Origin of the sequence: Micromonospora chokoriensis (assembly GCF_900091505.1) — a bacterium.
In the GTDB taxonomy this organism is placed as follows: domain Bacteria; phylum Actinomycetota; class Actinomycetes; order Mycobacteriales; family Micromonosporaceae; genus Micromonospora; species Micromonospora chokoriensis.
Map to the genome: position 1 here is coordinate 2,089,472 of NZ_LT607409.1, position 16,071 is coordinate 2,105,542.

Consider the following 16,071-nt stretch of genomic DNA (forward strand, 5'->3'; position numbering starts at 1 on the left):
AGTGCGGGGGACCGACCCGCGCTGTGAGAGGTTCCTGATGCCCGACGACGCCCCCGCCCTGGACCTGCTGGCCCTGCTCCCGGAGCAGTGGCGTGCCATGCTCACCCCGCACCTGGACGCGGCGCGCACCGCCGCGCTGGGCGAGTTCGTCGCCCGCGAATACGCGACGCAGACCGTCTTCCCGCCGGTGGAGGACCTGTTCTCGGCCTACCGGCTGTGCCCGCCGCAGGCCACCCGGGTGCTGATCCTCGGTCAGGACCCCTACCACCGGGCCGGGCAGGCGCACGGGTTGAGCTTCAGTGTCCGCGAGGGTGTGACGGTGCCGCCGTCGTTGCGCAACGTCTTCAAGGAGTTGGGCGAGGACGTCGGGGTTCCCAAGCCGCGCAGCGGCAACCTCGACGGTTGGGCCGCCCAGGGTGTGCTGCTGCTCAACGCGGTGTTGACCGTCCGCCAGGCCACGCCGGGCTCGCACGCCAACGCCGGTTGGGAGGAGTTCACCGACGCCACCATCCGGGCGCTGGACGCGTCGCCGGACCGGGTGGTCTTCCTGCTCTGGGGTGGCTACGCCCGCAAGAAGGCCGCCCTGGTCACCAACCCGCAGCACGTGGTGCTGGAGGCCGGCCACCCCAGCCCGATGAACCCGCGCGGCTTCCTCGGCAGCCGACCGTTCAGCGCGGCCAACAAGGCTCTCGCCGATGCCGGCCTGCCCACCATCGACTGGGAGCGCACCGCCGGCTGAGCTCAGCCGCCGCTGGTCAGCTGGCGGTCCCGATAGCGGCGCAGCAACTCGGCTGCCCGGGCGTCGGTCAGCTCCAGCTCGACCAGCGGCACCACCTGGTAACTCCGCCGGCCGTGGCGCACCTCGATCGTCTCGGGCAGCTCGTCGCACATGGTGGCCCTGATCTCGCCGTACGTGGTCGACCACCGGTGCTCGCCGGGCTCCTCCGGCTCCAACCACAACCCGCCGAACTCACTCCAGCGGGCGTTCCACCGCTGGCCGTAGTTCGTCTCCAGCCAGCGGGTGAACAGCTTGGAGTCCTGCCAGCGCAGGGCGATCTCCGGCGCGTCGACCGGCACCGGCGCGCCCTGCAACAACGCGGCGGTGCCTCCGGTGAGCACCTGCGGGAAGTCGGGGAGCCGGTCCAGCAGCTCGTCCAGGCCGAGCTTCTCGATCCGCTCCGCGATGGGACGCAGCGCCAGGTCGTCGATGCGGGCGTCGAGGTGTGCGTCCAGCGGTTCGACCCCGACCACCAACTGCACGTCCATCGCGGCGAGCAGTCGTTCCAGCACCGGGATGTTGGGTGCACGGTCGCCGCGCTCGATCCGGGCGATCGCTGTTTGACTGACCTCAGCGAGTTCGGCGAGTTGACGTTGGGTCAGTTCGCGCAGCTGCCGCTCGCGGCGCACCGTGGCGCCGAGCAGGGTGACGAGGCGGGCGGAGGGCATCCTGGCATGGTGGACCAGCCGAACCGGCAGCGACACCGTCGAGCCGGATTGCTGACTGTGTCGGTGTCTCGGGAGGGAGTGCCGTGTTCTGTTGAGCGTGATTCCGCTGTGGCATCTAGATGCCACAGCGGAAGTCACGCTCAACAGTGAGCCCTGACCTCAAGGTGCGCCGTCCGCCCGCCTGCAACCCTCGGGCGGCGGGTGAGGGCGGGGCGTGACGGAGGGCTGCGGCGGGGGCGGCTAGGCTGGCTTACCGTGCTCGTACTCGTGGTGGACAGCTCGACCCCTGCGGTGACCGCCGCGCTGGTGGAGGTCTCGGCGGACGGCGTGACGCCCCGGGCGCACCGGTGCACGGTCGATGCCCGCGCGCACGGCGAACTGCTCGCCCCCCAGGTGGACGCGGTCCTCGCCGATGCCGACGCGCGCCCACGTGACCTGACTGCCATCGTCGCCGGGCTCGGCCCAGGACCGTTCACCGGACTGCGGGTCGGCCTGGTCACCGCCGCGACCATGGGGCAGGTGCTCGGCATCCCCACGTACGGTGTCTGCTCGCTGGACGCCATCGGCTACCCGGCGGCGTCCGGTGAGCCGGTGTTGGCCGCCAGCGACGCCCGGCGCAAGGAGCTCTACTGGGCCGTCTACGACGGCGCCGGCCAGCGGATGGTCGGGCCCGAGGTGTCGGCCCCGGCGGTGGCCGCGGTGCGCGCCCGGGAACTGGGTGCGACGATCGCGGTCGGCGACGGGGCGCACCGGTACGCCGAGACCCTGGACCTGCCCGTTCGGGTCGAGCCGCGGTACCCGGACGCCACAGTGTTGGCGCAGCTCGCCGCCGAGCGGATCCGCGCGGAGGCGCCCGGCGAGCGGCTCACCCCGCTCTACCTGCGCCGCCCCGACGCGGTGGCGGCGACCGGCCGCAAACCGGTCCTGCCATGACAGCGGTACGGCTCCTCCCGTTCCGCTGGTGGCACATCGACGACGTGCTGCCCATCGAGGCGGACCTCTTCGGGGCCGAGCAGTGGTCTCCCGGCATGTTCTGGAGCGAGTTGGCCAACGGGCACCACTACCGGGTCGCCGTCGACGAGGACGGTGCGGTGCTCGGCTACGCCGGGCTCGCCGGAGTTCCCCCGGACGAGGTGTGGGTGCAGAACATCGCCGTCCGCCGGGACGCCCAGCGGCGCGGCGTGGGCCGCGCCCTGCTGGAGGAGCTGCTCGCCGAGGCGGCCCGCCGCGAGACCCGCAGCACCCTGCTGGAGGTGGCCGTGGACAACGCCGCCGCCCAGCGGCTCTACGCGACGTACGGGTTCGAGCCGATCGGCGTACGGCGCGGCTACTACCAACCGAGCAACACCGACGCGCTGGTCATGCGGCGCGACGCCGAGCCGACCGGGGACGGACCACACGACCATGGCTGACGAACCGCTGATCCTGGGTATCGAGACCTCCTGCGACGAGACCGGCGTCGGCATCGTGCGGGGGCACACCCTGCTGGCCGACGCGCTCGCCTCCAGCGTCGAGGAACACGCCCGGTTCGGGGGTGTGGTCCCCGAGGTGGCCAGCCGGGCACACCTGGAGGCCATCGTGCCGACCATGGACCGCGCCCTGACCGAGGCCGGCGTCACCCTGGCCGACATCGACGCGATCGCGGTCACCTCCGGGCCCGGCCTGGCCGGCGCGCTGCTGGTGGGTGTCGCCGCCGCCAAGGGGTACGCGCTCGCCGCCGAGAAGCCCGTGTACGGCGTGAACCACCTCGCCGCCCACGTGGCGGTGGACACCCTCGAACACGGCCCCCTGGCCGAGCCCGCGATCGCGCTACTGGTGTCCGGTGGCCACTCGTCCCTGCTGCTCGTCGACGACCTGGCCCGGGGCGTCACTCCACTGGGCGCCACCATCGACGACGCGGCCGGCGAGGCGTTCGACAAGGTCGCCCGGCTGCTCGGGCTGCCGTTCCCGGGTGGCCCGCCCATCGACCGGGAGGCCCGCGCCGGTGACGCCGACTCGATCGCGTTCCCGCGTGGCCTGACCGCCGCGAAGGACCTCGCCGCCCACCGGTACGACTTCTCGTTCTCCGGGCTGAAGACGGCGGTGGCCCGGTGGGTCGAGGCCCGTCAGCGTGCCGGCGAGCCGGTGCCGGTGGCCGACGTTGCCGCGTCCTTCCAGGAGGCGGTCTGTGACGTCCTGACCAACAAGGCGCTCGCGGCCTGCCGTGCACAGGGCATCGAGACCCTGGTGATCGGCGGGGGAGTGGCGGCGAACTCGCGGCTGCGGGCGATGGCCGAGCAACGGGCCGAGAAGTACGGCATCCAGGTGCGGGTGCCCCGGCCCAAGCTCTGCACCGACAACGGCGCGATGGTGGCCGCACTCGGCTCGCACCTGGTCGCCGCGGGGGTCGCGCCGAGCCGACTCGACCTGCCGGCCGACTCGGCGCTGCCGTTGACCACGGTCAGTGTGTGACGGGGCGGCGAACATGATTGTGCGGATGTGGGAGGCGCGCGCCGAGGCGTACGGGGTCGCGGATCTGATCACCTGGGTGTGCGACACCGCCCTGCCCGAGTTGGAACACGACCCGCTGTACGTCTCCAGCGAGGTCTTCTCCTCCACCGACCATCGGGTGGTGGTCATCTCCAAGTGGCGCAGCAACCCACGCCCGTTGCCGGACCCGCCCGCCCTGCTGGTGGCCCGCGCCCCGCACTCCTGGGACTTCACCCAGGTCGACCGCTGACGCGAGCCACCACGCGGGCAACCCTCAGCTTCGGCGCATCATCCGGTAGGTGGCGATTCCGCCGGTGCCGAGCGCCGCGAGGAACACCAGCCAGACGATTGTGCTGCTGACACCGACCTGCGGACCGGAATTGGCGGAGGCGGCGGCCAGCAGACCGTCCTCACCGGGGGCGGGCAGCGCGGCCGGCGGCAGCTCCGGCCAGCGAACCAGGCCGGTGCTCTCCAACATCTGCATGTGGTGCTGGACGAAGCCGTTCGCGTCCTCGCAGAGCTTGCGGACGGTGGCGTCCCGGGTGCTGGCCCGCACCGCGCCGATCACCGGGAAGATCTTGCCGTGGGCGACCCGGAGCCGGGTGACGAAGATCTGGTCGAACCGGGCGCCGGAGGCCTTCTGCATCTCCGCCAGCCAGCCCTTCTGCTCGGCGGTCGGTTCACTGGGGATCGTCGCGCCCAACTTGTTGGCCGCCTCGACGACGAGTTCGTCGAGCCTCTGGTGCTCACTGGCGATGCCCGCGCCGATCTCCCGGACCTTGGCGGACTGCCCCTTCTCGGCGGCCATCTGACCGGCCGGCATCTCCCACAGCCCGGCCAGCCGTACCCCGTTGAGCAGTGTCATGTCGGCGGCGTTGAGCTGCTGGCCGCCGGCGGGTGCGGCGACTGCCACGCCGGGCAGGACACCGACCCCCGCGATGACCGCGATGAGCAGCATCGCCGCTCGGTGGGTCCGGTTGCCCAGTCGACGACGGGCGGATCTGAGCGGTGCCATGTCTGTGGTGCCTCCTCGGTCCGGACCGGATCGCGTCTGGACCGGCCCGCCGTACGCTCCGGCTGGCCGTCCGCCCACTGGTACGGACCGATCGCGTGATCAGTTCACCGGTTGGCGATGTGGATCAGCGCGTGACGGCGAGGAAGCCGCCGAGCAGCAGCAGCGTGACAGCGGCGGCGGCGAAGAGCAGCAGCAGCTCGCGACGCCCGTGCCCGACAGTGTCGCCACCGACGGCCGGGTCGGACAGGGCGGGAAGGTCGCGGGTCAGCGCGGCCAGGTCGCCGAGGGTGCGTGCCGTCCACACCGCACCGGCGCGGTCGGAGAACTCGTCGAGGGTCAGCCGCCCCGCCGCGGTGTGCCGGTGCAGCTCGGCGACCACCCGGTTACGGTCGTCGTCCGAGGCGCGCAACTCGACATCCACGCCGGACAGCGTACGCGGGTCAGCCCACGTCGAGGGGGTCGGCGAGGAGCCGTTCGAAGGCCAGTTCGGCGGCTCCGATCAGCGGGGCGTCCTCGCCCAGTTTGGGCGTACGCAGCCGGACGTGCTCCAGGCAGGCGCCGAGCGCGTTGGAGTTGAGCCGGCTACGGATCTGCGCGGCGGCGGCGAGGTAGAGGTCGCGCATGGTGCCGCCGAAGATGACCATTTCGGGGTTGAAGACGTTCACCAGGTTGGCGACGCCGAAGCCGAGCCAGTCGCCGGCCTGGCGGACCGCCGTCTGCGCCCGGGCGTCACCCCGGTCGGCGGCGTCGAAGACCTCCAGCAACGCGTCGCGGCCCCGGGCATCGGACCGTCCGGCGGCGCGGAGCAGACCGTGCTCGCCGATCTCGGTCTCCCAGCAGCCCCGGGCACCGCACTCGCAGGGCCTGCCGTCGCGGACCACCTTCATGTGGCCGACCTCGCCGCCGTACCCGCCGTGCCCGGTCAGCCGCCGTCCACCGGCGATGATGCCGGCACCCACGCCGACGTCCCCGTACAGGTAGAGGACGTTGTCGCAGCCGGCCGCCACACCCCGGGCGTGCTCGGCGAACGCGGCGACGTCGGCCACGTTGCCCACCGTCACCGGTACGTCGATGCCCAACTCGTCGGCGACCGCCGCGCCGATCGGCTCGTCCACCCAGCCGGTGGTCGGACCCAACCGGACCAGGCCGTCGTCCCGACGGACCATGCCGCAGACCGCGACACCGGCGCCGACGCAGATCGCGTCGGCCGGGACCAACTGCTGCATCTCCTTCACCGCGCCGGCCAACAGGGGCGCGGCCTCGGCGGCCAGCAACCCACGTGGTCGGTCCAGTTCACGACGGTCCAGGACCGCGCCGCCCAGACCGATCCGGGCGGCGCGTAACCGGTCCACCTCCACCGAGTACGCGTACGCGTACACCCGGGCCGACTCGGGCCGGACGACAAGTGACGGCCGTCCGGCCCGGCCGGTCTCCTTCGGCGCACCCTCACTGACCAGCCCCACCGCGGACAGGTCGGCGGTGAGCGCGCCGATGGTGCTGCGGTTGAGGCCCAGTGTGGTGGTCAGTTCGGCCCGCGTGGTCGCCCCGTGGACGTGCACGTGTCTCAGCAGGGCGCCGAGGTTCTGCCGTCTGACGTCCTCCTGGCTCGGTCCTGGGCGCATCGTGGTGCTACCTCCCGCGCGGGGTCAGCGGGTGCCGGTGGCTGCCGCGCGGCGGCGGGAGAGCGCATCGACGCTGGCGGCGAGCAGCAGGACGACGCCGGTGACCACGTACTTGACTCCCGCGCTGTACCCCATCAGGCCCATTCCGTTTTCGATGACCGCGACGACCGCGCCGCCGAGCACCGCGTCGAGGACCCGGCCCTTGCCGCCGAAGAGGCTGGTGCCGCCGATCACCGCCGCGCCGACCGCGTAGAGCAGTACGTTACTGCCCCCCGTGTTCGGGTCGACCGAGTTGGCCCGGCTGGCCGCCACGATGCCGCCGACGGCCGCCATGGACGAGCAGATCATGAAGACCGAGATCCGGATGCGGTCGACGTCGATGCCGGCCCGGCGGGCCGCTTCCCGGTTGCCGCCGACGGCGTAGATGTGCCGACCGTAGCTGGTGCGTTGGAGCACGAAGGTCCACACGATCAGCAGCACCGCGATGATCGGCACCACGATCGGCACGCCCTTGAGTGAGCTGATCAGGACGTTGCGGCTGCGTTCGAGGTTGAGCACGTACACGGCGGTGAAGAGGATGACGGCGAGCCCGCCGATCCGCGACGCCACCACCGCGATCGGGTCGCTGATCAGACCGCGAGCGACCCGGTTGCGGTGACGCAGCAGTTGCACCGCCGCGTAGCCGAGGACCGCGAGCACGGCCAGGGCCCAGCCCAGGGTGGGGGCGAGGTTGCGGTTGGCGATGGCGACCAGCACCTCGTCGCGGACGGAGATGTTGGTGCCCTCCTTCACCAGCAGCAGCACGATGCCCTGGAAGGCGAGGAAGCCGGCGAGGGTGACCACGAAGGACGGAATGCCGATCTTCGCGACGAGGATGCCGAGGCTGGTGCCGATGACCAGGCCGGTGGCGATCCCGGCGAGCACGGCGACCCACCAGGGGTAACCGAGGACGGTGACCACATTGGCCAGTACGGCCGCGCAGACGCCGCTGGCGAAGCCCGCGGAGAGGTCGATCTCGCCGAGCAGCAGCACGAAGACCAGGCCCATCGCGATCAGCGTGACCGCCGCGCCCTGGGTGAAGAGGTTGGCGAAGTTGCCGGCCGACAGGAACGACGACGGCCGCATGACCGCGAAGACGGTGCAGAGGACGATCAGGCCGAGCACGGCCGGTAGCGCGCCGACGTCGCCGCCGCGTACCCGACTCAGGTAGTTGCGGGCGTGGCTGCCGACGGTCGGCGGCGGTGTGACGGCCGCGGGGCCGTCCTTCCGCACGGCGGTGGTGGTCATCGGGCGCCTCCTGAGATCGAGTCGGCCGGCTGCGGGCCGTCGCCGTTGCTGCCCGGGTCGGCGGCGATGCCGAGCCCGCCCGAGCGACCGGCGGTGATCAGCTCGACCACCTGCGCGTGGGTGATGTCGGTGGTCTTCACCTGGGCGACCATCTGGCCGAGGTACAGCGCGGCGATCCGGTCGGAGACGGCGAAGACGTCGTTCATGTTGTGCGAGATGAGCACCACGGCCAGGCCGTTGTCGGCGAGGCGGCGGACCAGTTCGAGCACCTGGGCGGTCTGTGCCACGCCGAGCGCCGCGGTCGGCTCGTCCAGGATGACCAGCTTGCTGTTCCACAGCACGGCCTTGGCGATGGCCACTGTCTGACGCTGACCACCGGAGAGGCTGGACACGTGCTGGCGTAGCGAGGTGACGGTGCGGATGGAGAGCCCGGCCAGCGTCTCGGCGGCGAGCTGTTCCATGGTCGGCTCGTCGAGGACGATGCCGCTGCGCTTCTCCCGGCCGAGGAACATGTTCTGCACGATGTCCAGGTTGTCGCAGAGCGCGAGATCCTGGTAGACGACCTCGATGCCGAGCGCGGCGGCGTCGCGGGGGCTGCCGATGTGCACCGGCTCACCGTTGAACAGGAACTCACCGGCATCGGTGGGGTGGATGCCACTGATGCACTTCACCAGGGTCGACTTGCCGGCGCCGTTGTCGCCGACCAGTGCGGTGACTTCGCCCGGGTGGACGGTCAGGGCGACGTCGCGGAGCACCTGGACGGGACCGAAGCTCTTGTCGATCCCGCGGAGTTCCAGCAGGGGGGTCGCGGACACGGGGGTCTCCTTCTTAAGGGAGTGTCGGGGCCCGTCCGGCGGGCGCCGCCCGGCACGGGAGGGGTGCTCCCGTGCCGGGCGGCGGTGGTCGTCCCGGCGGGTACTGCGGCGTCGGTCAGCTGATGCCGGCGTCGGCGCAGGCCTTGGCGTACGCCGCGGTGCAGACCTCTTCCTTGGTCACGTAGCCGTCGGCGATGACGTCCTTGATGTTGTCCTTGTAGATGGCCTTGGGGGTGAGCAGCACCGACGGGACGTCGCGGTTGCCCTCGGGGTCCTTGACCGTCTGTCCGGTGTCCTTCCTCTCGCCCTTGGCGAGCGCGATGGCCAGGTCGGACGCGGCCTTCGCCTCTTCGCGGACGGCCTTGTAGACGGTCATGCACTGGTCACCGGCGAGGATGTTCTGCAGGCCCTCGGTGCTGGCGTCCTGACCGGTCACCGGCACCTTGCCGTTGAGCTTGTTCTTCTTGAGGATCGAGATGGCGGCGTTGCCGAGGCCGTCGTTGGCGGCCAGCACGCCGTCGATCTTGCCGTTGGCCTTGGTGAGCTGCTGCTCGAAGATCGTCGCGGCCTGCGCGTTGTCCCAGGCGGGCACGGCGTCCTCGGGGCCCTTGACGTATTCCTTCGAGTCGAACTTCGGCTTGAGCACCGAGTCGTACCCGTTCTTGAACAGGGTGGCGTTGTTGTCGGTGGGGGAGCCGTTCAGGTACGACACGACGGGGTTCTTGGCGCCCTTTTCGGTCAGGCACTTCGACAGGCCCTCGCCCTGGAGCTTGCCGACGACCTCGTTGTCGAAGCTGACGTAGTACTGGGCGGAGCCGCCCAGGGTGAGCCGGTCGTAGTCGATGGTGGCGACGCCCTGCGACTTGGCCTTGTCGAGCACGGCCTTGCCGGTGCCCGAGTCCAGGTTGACGATCATCAGGACGGTGACGCCGCTGGTGATCATCTGGTCGGCGATGGTCTGGAAGGCGGTCTTGTCGTTCTGGGCGTTCTGGATGTCGAACTGGACACCGGCGGCCTTGAACGCCTCCTCCAGGAAGCGGCGGTCCGCGGTCTCCCAGCGGACGGACGACTTGCTGTCCGGGAGGATCACGCCGATCTTGGGGGTCTTCTTGGAGTCGGTCGAACCAGAGCCGGCGTCGTCGCCGCCGCAGGCGGTCAGTCCACCGGTCGCGAGCAGGCCCACGGCGGCGATGGTGAGGATCCCCTTACGCATGTGCAGGGTCCTTTCGGTGGGGGAGGTGTCGTTTTTGTTGTGCCCGGCAACGTATTTCGCGTCACACCGGCTCCACAAGACCGCGCAGGTGCCTAGTTTGTTGGGAGCGATAACAATTCAGCAACGCAACTGTTACTCCCCGGCCGTCCGGGAACGGGTCGGCCGTCATGGATGTCGTCAGCGGGTCTGCAACGGCGCGGTGCGGGCGTCTGTCAGCGCCACCAGGTCGGCCGCGGCCAGTTCGAGTTGCAGGCCACGCCGACCAGCCGAGACGTAGATCGTCGGGAGATCCAGCGCGGAATCGTCCAGCACTGTCGGCAGCCGCCGACGTTGCCCGAGTGGGCTGATCCCCCCGCGTACGTAGCCGGTGGCCCGCTCGGCGACCGCCCGCTCGGCGAGCGTCGCCCGCTTGCCGCCGACCGCCGCCGCGAGCGCCTTGAGGTCCAACTCGCCCGTCACCGGGACGACCGCGACGGTGAGCCCACCGTCGACAGCGGTCACCAGCGACTTGAAAACGCGCTCCGGTGCCACGCCGAGCGCCACCGCCACCAACGCCCCGTAGTTCGGGGCGTCCGGCGACACCCGGTACGGATGGGTGCGGTGCGCGATCCCGCGCTTGACCAACAGTGCCGTTGCCGGAGTGCCCTGTCCCGCCACACCGACGACGCTAGACCACCGGCTGCCCGATCAGCACCGTCGGTGCGTTCGCGACCCGGGTGAGCACCAGGCTGGCCGAGGCGTCGCCGGTCAGCCGCAGGTCCCGCCGAAGCTGCTCCGGGGTGAGTGCGGAACCCCGCTTGAGGATCTCCACCCGACCCACCCCGCGCTCGCGCAGCAGCGCCCGCAGCCGCTTGAGCGAGAACGGCAGCACGTCGGTGATCTCCAGGCAGCGCGCGTACGGGGTGCGGGTGGGGCGGTCAGCGTAGAGGTAGGCGATGCTCGGGTCGCCGAGGGCGGCGTCCAGTTCGGCGGCGAGTTCGGCGACGAGGTGCGCCCGCACCACCGCCGGGTCCGGGTCGTACAGGTAACGCCGGGGCGGCCCGACCGGTGCCTCGTTGGTGCCCGAGCCGGTGAGCTGGTGGATCTCCTGCCGGTACACGCTGGCGCGGCGGGGCACCCCGGCCAGCTCGCCGCACCAGAGCGCGGCCTCGACCAGGTCGCCGTCCACGGCCACCCACTCCGCCTCCGCGCCCGCCGGAATGAGAGCGTGGTCCAGGCCCGGTGCCACCTTCACCACCGTGCGCGGCACCCGCTCGGCCAACCCCGTCACGAAGTCCCACGGCGGCGAGTAGGCACGCGGGTCGAAGATCCGCCGGCCGGTGCCGGTCGTGCGGCGGGCCGGGTCGCAGAAGACCCCGTCGACCCGGGAGACGTCGAACGCCGTGGCGTCCCCGCACTCGACGGTGAACAGCTCGGCCAGCCCCGCCGCCTCCGCGTTGGCGGCGGCCATCGCGGCGGTCACCGGGTCGGCCTCCACCCCGTACACCCGGATGCCGGCGCGGGCGGCGGCCAGCGCGTCGGCGCCGAGGCCGCACCCGAGGTCGGCCAGGGTGCGCACACCGGCCGCGTGCAGCCGGGCGGCCCGACGGTCGGCGACGACCCGGCGGGTGGCCTGTTCCAGGCCGGGGCGGGTGAGGAACATCGCCGCGGCGGCCGGGCCGAACTTGCCGACCGCCCGGTGGCGCAGCTCGGCCTGGGTGAGCGCCGCGGCGGCCAGCGTCGGCGGCACCCCGGCGGCGCGCAACGCCGAGGCCGCGGCCAGTGGATCACCGCCGGCGAGACCGGCCGCCGTCGCGAGCGCGGCCGACCCCTCGGGGGTACGCAGCGCCGCCAGTTGATCGAGATCCACCCGGTCATTCTCCCGGTCGAACCAGGAATCCTGGCTGGCGGGGCGCGACGCGCTGGCACTCTCCTTGACGGAGTGCTAGCCACGGAATAACCTGCGATTAGCACTCTCACCCTGAGGGTGCCAGCTTCCAGGTCTCACGACCTGGGTGCGCAACGCCAGGCGGACCGGCACCCGCGACGACGGCCCCGCCCGGTGGCATGAGGCAGATTGACGCTGGTCGGCCCCGCCGGCCAGCAACGAAACCAGTACCCCAGGAGGGTATGCCCGTGACTACCGCGACCAAGGTTGCGATCAAGCCGCTCGAGGACCGCATCGTGGTCCAGGCGAACGAGGCTGAGACCACCACGGCGTCGGGCATCGTGATCCCCGACACCGCCAAGGAGAAGCCGCAGGAGGGCACCGTCCTCGCTGTGGGCCCGGGGCGCGTCGACGACAACGGCAACCGGGTTCCGGTTGACGTGCAGGTCGGCGACACCGTCCTCTACTCGAAGTACGGCGGCACCGAGGTCAAGTACGCCGGCGAGGAGTACCTGGTGCTCTCCGCCCGCGACGTCCTCGCGGTCATCGAGAAGTAAGCAACCGATCAGTTCCGCTGCCCCGGTCCGGCTCGCCGGGCCGGGGCAGCGGCGCTTCGAAGGGACATTAATGGCGAAGATCCTGAGCTTCTCGGACGACGCCCGGCACCTGCTGGAGCACGGTGTCAACGCCCTCGCGGACGCGGTCAAGGTCACCCTCGGCCCGCGCGGGCGCAACGTCGTCCTGGACAAGAAATTCGGTGCGCCGACGATCACCAACGATGGTGTGACCATCGCCAAGGAGATCGAGCTCACCAACCCGTACGAGAACCTCGGCGCGCAGCTGGTCAAGGAGGTGGCGACCAAGACCAACGACGTCGCCGGCGACGGGACCACCACCGCGACCGTGCTGGCCCAGGCGATGGTTCGCGAGGGTCTGCGCAACGTGACCGCCGGGACCAACCCGGCCGGCCTCAAGCGGGGCATCGACGCGGCGGCCGTCAAGGTCTCCGAGGCGCTGCTCGGCCGTGCCGTCGAGGTCACCAGCAAGGAGTCGATCGCGAACGTGGCGACGATCTCCGCGCAGGACGCCACGATCGGCGACCTGATCGCCGAGGCGATGGAGCGGGTCGGCCGCGACGGTGTCATCACCGTCGAGGAAGGCTCCATGCTGACCACCGAGCTGGACGTGACCGAGGGTCTCCAGTTCGACAAGGGCTTCATCTCGCCGAACTTCGTCACCGACCTGGAGAGCCAGGAGTCCGTCCTCGAGGACGCGTACATCCTGGTCACCACCCAGAAGATCTCGGCGATCGAGGAGCTGCTGCCGCTGCTGGAGAAGGTCCTGCAGAACAGCAAGCCCCTGCTGATCATCGCCGAGGACGTGGACGGCCAGGCGCTCTCCACCCTGGTGGTCAACTCGCTGCGCAAGACCCTCAAGGTCTGCGCGGTCAAGGCCCCCGGCTTCGGTGACCGGCGCAAGGCGATGCTCCAGGACATCGCGATCTCCACGGGTGCCGAGCTGGTCGCCCCGGAGCTGGGCTACAAGCTCGACCAGGTCGGCCTGGAGGTGCTCGGCACCGCTCGGCGCGTCGTGGTCGACAAGGAGAACACCACGATCGTCGACGGCGGCGGCCAGAAGGCCGACGTCGCCGACCGGGTGGCCCAGATCCGCAAGGAGATCGAGGCCTCCGACTCCGACTGGGACCGGGAGAAGCTGGCCGAGCGGCTGGCGAAGCTCTCCGGTGGCATCGCCGTCATCAAGGCCGGCGCCGCCACCGAGGTCGAGATGAAGGAGCGCAAGCACCGCATCGAGGACGCCATCGCGGCGACCAAGGCAGCGGTCGAGGAGGGCACCGTCCCCGGCGGCGGCGCCGCCCTGGTGCAGATCCTCTCGGTGCTCGACGACGACCTGGGCTTCACCGGCGACGAGAAGGTCGGCGTCTCGGTCGTCCGTAAGGCGCTCGTCGAGCCGCTGCGCTGGATCGCCCAGAACGCCGGTCACGACGGTTACGTCGTGACGCAGAAGGTCGCCGACCTCGACTGGGGCAACGGCCTCGACGCCGCCCAGGGCGAGTACGTCGACCTGGTCAAGGCCGGCATCATCGACCCGGTGAAGGTGACCCGCAACGCCGTCACCAACGCCGCCTCGATCGCCGGTCTGCTGCTCACCACGGAGAGCCTCGTGGTGGACAAGCCGGAGCAGGCCGAGCCGGCCGCCGCCGGTGGGCACGGCCACGGCCACGGCCACCAGCACGGCCCGGGCTTCTGACCCGGTAGCGACATCCGTTCCGGGGCACACCGTCGTACGGCGGTGTGCCCCGGTCCGTTCTCGGCGCTTGTCAGGTCATTACCGAACGCTGACGTTGTTGGCGACCGGGCGAGATGATCGCGCACACTGGGCCGATGAGCACCACCTCGCGGCGCTACGCCGCGCTGGCCGGAGTGACCGCCGCCGCCGTCGCGATCGGGATCGCCGAACCGGTGGCGGTGCTGACCGGTCCCCGGTCGGCGCCCCTGGTAGCGGTCGGCGGCGTGGTCGTGGACGCCGTCCCCGAGTCGCTGAAGCAACTGGCCATCGACATCTTCGGCACCGCCGACAAGATCGCGCTGCTGGTCGGCACGGGTCTGCTGCTGGCCGGCTTCGCCGCGCTGTTCGGTGTGCTGGCGGTCCGTCGGTTGGCGTTCGGCCTGGCCGGCATCGCCGCGTTCGGTGTCATCGGCGTGGCCGCCGCGGTGACCCGCTCCGGCGCGGACGTCTTCGACGCGCTGCCGTCGCTGGTCGGCGCCGGCCTGGGTGCCCTGGTGCTCTGGCTGTTCATCGACGGGCCGTTCGAGCTGGACCCGTGGCCCTGGTCCCCACCCACCCCGACCGAGCCGTCCGCCCGTGCGGTGCCGCCCGGCGACTCGGTGCCTCCTTCGGGCGCGGTGCCCCCTGCGGGTTCGGTGCCGTCCGACGGGTTGGGGCGAGAGTCGCGGGACGAGCCGGCGTCGCCGGGTCCCGAGGGCCTGCCGGTGACGCCCGCCGCGCCCGCGCCGGTGGTCCCCGCCGGGCCGGACGCTCCCGCCGAGGTCGACCCCGAGTCCCGGCGGCGGTTCCTCACCGGCAGCGGGGTGCTGCTCGGCACCGCCGTGGTGGCCGGTCTCGGCGGGCGCTGGCTGGCCGGACGACGCGGCGTCTCCGCAGCCCGGGACGCGATCCGACTACCCGCACCGGTCGCCCCCGCACCGGCCGTGCCGGCCGGCGCGGACCTGTCGCTGGCGCAACTCGCGCCGTACGTCACCCCGAACATCGGCTTCTACCGGATCGACACCGCGCTGGTGGTGCCGCAGGTCGACCCGGACACCTGGCGGCTGCGGATCCACGGTCGGGTCGGCACCGAGCGCACCTACACGTACGCCGACCTGCTGGCCCGCCCGCTGGTGGAGCGGTACGTCACGCTGGCCTGCGTCTCCAACGAGGTGGGCGGGGACCTGATCGGCAACGCCCGCTGGCTCGGCGTACCCGTTCGGGAACTGCTGGACGAGGCCGACCCGGACGACGACGCCGACCAGGTCGTCGGCCGGTCGGTCGACGGCTGGACCTGCGGCACCCCCACCGCCGCGCTGCGCGACGGGCGGGACGCCCTCCTGGCGGTCGGCATGAACGGTGAGCCGCTGCCGGTCGAGCACGGCTTCCCGGTCCGGATGGTGGTGCCCGGCCTCTACGGCTACGTGTCGGCGTGCAAGTGGGTGACCGAGCTGGAGCTGACCCGGTTCGCCGACTTCGACGCGTACTGGGTGCCGCGCGGCTGGTCCGCCCAGGGCCCGATCAAGACCCAGTCCCGGATTGACGCGCCGCGCCGGCGCAACCGGTTGACCCCCGGACCGATCACGGTGGCGGGGGTGGCGTGGGCGCAGCACCGGGGCATCCGCCGCGTCGAGGTACGCGTCGACGGCGGGCCCTGGCAGGAGGCGACACTGGCTCCGACGGTGTCGGTGGACACCTGGGTGCAGTGGTCGTGGCGGTGGGACGCCACCCCGGGGGAGCATCGCCTCCAGGTCCGGGCGACGGACGCGACCGGCGAGACCCAGACCGAGCGTACGCAGGGCGTCGCCCCGGACGGCGCGACCGGCTGGCACACGGTCCCCGTCACCGTCCGCTGACCACCTCGGTTGGCCAGCGGACGGCGGTCCGCCGTCGTCCCTGGGGTCAGGTGGCCCGGCCGGGGTCGGCCAGCGCCAAGCCGTCCGCCGACCAACCCGCGACTGCCTGACCGCGGAGATCTTGGACAGTTTCCGTTAGGCGAGAACGGAAACTGTCCAAGATCTCGGTGTGGACATGCCGCTGGCCGGCACCCC

General features: G+C 71.6%; 17 protein-coding genes. 8 read left to right on the forward strand and 9 right to left on the reverse strand.

Annotated elements, in window-relative coordinates:
* Positions 1-37: 37 nt before the first annotated feature.
* Complete coding sequence (ung, locus tag GA0070612_RS09895) at positions 38-739, forward strand: uracil-DNA glycosylase (protein ID WP_088987636.1); 702 nt, start codon at positions 38-40, stop codon at positions 737-739.
* Positions 740-741: 2 nt separating this feature from the next.
* Here ung and GA0070612_RS09900 read toward each other — a convergent pair whose 3' ends face one another.
* Positions 742-1,446 (reverse strand): helix-turn-helix domain-containing protein, encoded by a 705-nt coding sequence (locus tag GA0070612_RS09900; RefSeq protein ID WP_157742451.1) that lies wholly within the window; start codon positions 1,444-1,446, stop codon positions 742-744.
* Positions 1,447-1,701: 255 nt separating this feature from the next.
* Here GA0070612_RS09900 and tsaB point away from each other — a divergent pair, with 255 nt between their 5' ends.
* From tsaB to GA0070612_RS09920, 4 genes are read left to right on the forward strand one after another with little or no spacing between them, the layout of a single operon-like run.
* Positions 1,702-2,379: a tRNA (adenosine(37)-N6)-threonylcarbamoyltransferase complex dimerization subunit type 1 TsaB gene (tsaB, locus tag GA0070612_RS09905; protein ID WP_088987637.1), complete on the forward strand. Its 678-nt coding sequence runs from the start codon at positions 1,702-1,704 to the stop codon at positions 2,377-2,379.
* Positions 2,376-2,858, forward strand: coding sequence for a ribosomal protein S18-alanine N-acetyltransferase (rimI, locus tag GA0070612_RS09910; RefSeq protein WP_088987638.1), 483 nt, complete (start codon positions 2,376-2,378; stop codon positions 2,856-2,858). Before tsaB ends, rimI begins: the two co-directional genes overlap by 4 nt.
* Positions 2,851-3,897, forward strand: a complete 1,047-nt coding sequence (gene tsaD / locus GA0070612_RS09915; RefSeq protein WP_088987639.1) for a tRNA (adenosine(37)-N6)-threonylcarbamoyltransferase complex transferase subunit TsaD — start codon at positions 2,851-2,853, stop codon at positions 3,895-3,897. The genes rimI and tsaD overlap by 8 nt, the downstream gene beginning before the upstream one ends.
* A gap of 13 nt (positions 3,898-3,910) precedes the next feature.
* A complete protein-coding gene (locus GA0070612_RS09920) occupies positions 3,911-4,165 on the forward strand; it encodes a hypothetical protein (RefSeq protein WP_088987640.1) in 255 nt (84 codons plus the stop codon).
* Between the two features lie 24 nt (positions 4,166-4,189).
* Here GA0070612_RS09920 and GA0070612_RS09925 read toward each other — a convergent pair whose 3' ends face one another.
* From GA0070612_RS09925 to GA0070612_RS09960, 8 genes are all read right to left on the reverse strand, one after another.
* The gene (locus GA0070612_RS09925; protein WP_088987641.1) at positions 4,190-4,930 is read right to left on the reverse strand and encodes a DUF4142 domain-containing protein; all 741 of its coding nucleotides are present in this window, start codon (positions 4,928-4,930) and stop codon (positions 4,190-4,192) included.
* Positions 4,931-5,054: 124 nt separating this feature from the next.
* The gene (locus GA0070612_RS09930; protein WP_088987642.1) at positions 5,055-5,351 is read right to left on the reverse strand and encodes a DUF1707 SHOCT-like domain-containing protein; all 297 of its coding nucleotides are present in this window, start codon (positions 5,349-5,351) and stop codon (positions 5,055-5,057) included.
* A gap of 19 nt (positions 5,352-5,370) precedes the next feature.
* Entirely contained in the window at positions 5,371-6,552 is a 1,182-nt protein-coding gene (locus GA0070612_RS09935) for an ROK family protein (RefSeq protein WP_088987643.1), read from the reverse strand.
* Positions 6,553-6,576: 24 nt separating this feature from the next.
* A complete protein-coding gene (locus GA0070612_RS09940; RefSeq protein WP_088987644.1) occupies positions 6,577-7,839 on the reverse strand; it encodes a sugar ABC transporter permease in 1,263 nt (420 codons plus the stop codon).
* Positions 7,836-8,654 (reverse strand): ATP-binding cassette domain-containing protein, encoded by an 819-nt coding sequence (locus tag GA0070612_RS09945; RefSeq protein ID WP_088987645.1) that lies wholly within the window; start codon positions 8,652-8,654, stop codon positions 7,836-7,838. Before GA0070612_RS09945 ends, GA0070612_RS09940 begins: the two co-directional genes overlap by 4 nt.
* A 115-nt stretch (positions 8,655-8,769) precedes the next feature.
* Positions 8,770-9,867 (reverse strand): sugar ABC transporter substrate-binding protein, encoded by a 1,098-nt coding sequence (locus GA0070612_RS09950; RefSeq protein WP_088987646.1) that lies wholly within the window; start codon positions 9,865-9,867, stop codon positions 8,770-8,772.
* 177 nt (positions 9,868-10,044) lie between these two features.
* Positions 10,045-10,524: a Cys-tRNA(Pro) deacylase gene (gene ybaK, locus GA0070612_RS09955; protein ID WP_088987647.1), complete on the reverse strand. Its 480-nt coding sequence runs from the start codon at positions 10,522-10,524 to the stop codon at positions 10,045-10,047.
* Between the two features lie 10 nt (positions 10,525-10,534).
* Positions 10,535-11,716: a THUMP-like domain-containing protein gene (locus tag GA0070612_RS09960; protein WP_088987648.1), complete on the reverse strand. Its 1,182-nt coding sequence runs from the start codon at positions 11,714-11,716 to the stop codon at positions 10,535-10,537.
* Between the two features lie 260 nt (positions 11,717-11,976).
* On the opposite strand from GA0070612_RS09960, the gene groES reads away from it, so the two are divergent.
* The 3 genes from groES to GA0070612_RS09975 all read left to right on the forward strand — a co-directional run bounded on the left by groES (position 11,977) and on the right by GA0070612_RS09975 (position 15,876).
* On the forward strand, positions 11,977-12,291 hold the full coding sequence (gene groES / locus GA0070612_RS09965) for a co-chaperone GroES (protein WP_030330046.1): 315 nt from the start codon (positions 11,977-11,979) through the stop codon (positions 12,289-12,291).
* Positions 12,292-12,361: 70 nt separating this feature from the next.
* Positions 12,362-14,002, forward strand: a complete 1,641-nt coding sequence (gene groL, locus GA0070612_RS09970) for a chaperonin GroEL (RefSeq protein ID WP_088987649.1) — start codon at positions 12,362-12,364, stop codon at positions 14,000-14,002.
* Between the two features lie 134 nt (positions 14,003-14,136).
* Complete coding sequence (locus tag GA0070612_RS09975; RefSeq protein WP_088987650.1) at positions 14,137-15,876, forward strand: molybdopterin-dependent oxidoreductase; 1,740 nt, start codon at positions 14,137-14,139, stop codon at positions 15,874-15,876.
* The last annotated feature ends 195 nt before the right edge of the window (positions 15,877-16,071 follow it).